Source organism: Caballeronia udeis, assembly GCF_001544555.2.
Lineage (GTDB): Bacteria > Pseudomonadota > Gammaproteobacteria > Burkholderiales > Burkholderiaceae > Caballeronia > Caballeronia udeis.
The window spans coordinates 1-1,660 of the sequence record NZ_FCOK02000187.1 but is presented as its reverse complement, the minus strand read 5'-3'; the positions used below and the strand labels follow the sequence as shown (position 1 = coordinate 1,660).

The window sequence follows — 1,660 nt, the reverse complement described above, 5'->3', positions numbered from 1 at the left end:
GACCTTGCCCTCGAAGGAGAAACTGCGGCCCGTGACCTACTCAACCCTGTTCGGGCTGATCGCGGCCACCGGACTGCGGATTTCCGAGGTGCTTAATCTGAGACGCGCAGACGTCGACCTCGATCATGGCCTGTTGATGATTCGTGATACGAAGTATCGTAAGTCACGCGTCGTTCCACTTCATCCAACCGTCGTGCGAGCACTCAGTCGCTACGTAGAGCTACGGGATCACGACTGGCCCATCACGCTAAGCGATCACTTCTTCATCGTGCACGGAAGCAGTATGAAGATCAGTACGGTTGAGGATGTCTTCGGGTCCTTGCGTTCACAGTTGGGATGGGTCGCCCGTGGTGATCATCCTGCTCCACGCATCCACGATCTGAGGCACTCGTTTATCTGCCGACGGGTGTTGCTCTGGTACCAGCAAGGAGTGGACGTCGACAACGCGATGGTCATGCTGTCGACTTACGTAGGGCACGCCAAGGTGACCGACACCTATTGGTATCTGACGGGAATCCCGGAACTGATGGCAATTGCGGCTCAGCGCTTTGAGCACTTTACAGAAGGAGTCTGTCATGTCTAGGCACAGGCATTGTTCGTCGTCAAACTTCGCGGCGCTGCTACAGGAATTCTTCGTTGAGCGCCTGATGCAACAACGGGCAGTCAGCCCGCAGACGATAGCCAGCTATCGGGATATGTTTCGACTATTCCTTCAGTTTGCTCAGGCGCGTCTCCGTAAGTCGCCTGTCGACCTGGCGTTAGCGGACATCAACGTGAATCTGGTGCTCGCCTTCCTTCGTCATCTGGAGGACGATCGGCATAATTGCGCGCGCACCCGGAATGCGCGACTTGTTGCCATCCGTTCATTTCTGAAGTACGCAGCACTCAAGGATATTTCTGCGCTGGCTGTTATCCAAAGCACTTTAGCTATCCCAATGAAGCGCTTCGACAGGCCGCTCATCGGCCACCTGTCGCGTGACGAGATCGAGGCACTACTCGCCGCACCTGACCCGAACACCTGGTGCGTGCAGCGGGACCGGGTACTGTTTGCAACGCTATACAATACTGGCGCACGCGTTTCCGAACTGATCGGTCTGCGGGTGGGTGACGTCGTTCTGGATAAGGCGCCCTGTGCACATATCCACGGCAAAGGCCGGAAACAGCGCACCGTACCTTTGTGGCGCTCGACAGCGAGCCAAATCAGAAGCTGGTTGCGCCGGATCGGGTCGTTGCCTGACCAGATGCTGTTCCCCAATCGCTCGGGGAATCCGATGACGCGCTCCAACGTTACGGATCGGCTCAAGCTCGCAGCGCAGACAGCCACCAGGCAATGTCCTCAACTATCAAGCCATCCCATTTCACCGCATGTCATCCGGCACTCGACTGGGACTCATCTGCTGCAATCGGGCGTTGACCTGAGTGTCATTGCACTGTGGCTTGGACACGAAAGCCCAGCCACGACTCACATGTACGTCGAGGCCGACCTCGCGATGAAGGAGTGTGCGCTCAACAAGTTGCAGCCACCTCGCAGCGGAATCCCGCGGTATCGACCGCCCGATCGCCTGATGCAGTTCCTTGAAAGCCTGTAATTATGCGCAGTTCACACCACGGACCTGCTATGCATAGCCCATCGCAGAAGGACAAACGAGTCTGCGTGGCG

The 1,660-nt window shown here is 57.1% G+C and carries 2 protein-coding genes; both read left to right on the top strand.

Translation table 11 applies throughout. The annotated features are described in order from the left end of the window. Positions 1-583: tyrosine-type recombinase/integrase (locus AWB69_RS45085; protein WP_156529224.1), on the top strand; the 583-nt coding region annotated here is incomplete at its 5' end. Continuing rightward, positions 576-1,589 carry a site-specific integrase gene (locus tag AWB69_RS45080; RefSeq protein WP_062093215.1) on the top strand — a complete coding sequence of 338 codons (1,014 nt, stop codon included), beginning with the start codon at positions 576-578 and terminating at the stop codon, positions 1,587-1,589. The genes AWB69_RS45085 and AWB69_RS45080, both read left to right, overlap by 8 nt. Positions 1,590-1,660 lie beyond the last annotated feature (71 nt).

What these genes read in the sequence shown, in the direction of transcription:
- AWB69_RS45080 (WP_062093215.1), top strand. Translation starts at nt 576, where the DNA reads ATGTCTAGGCACAGGCATTGTTCGTCGTCAAACTTCGCGGCGCTGCTA.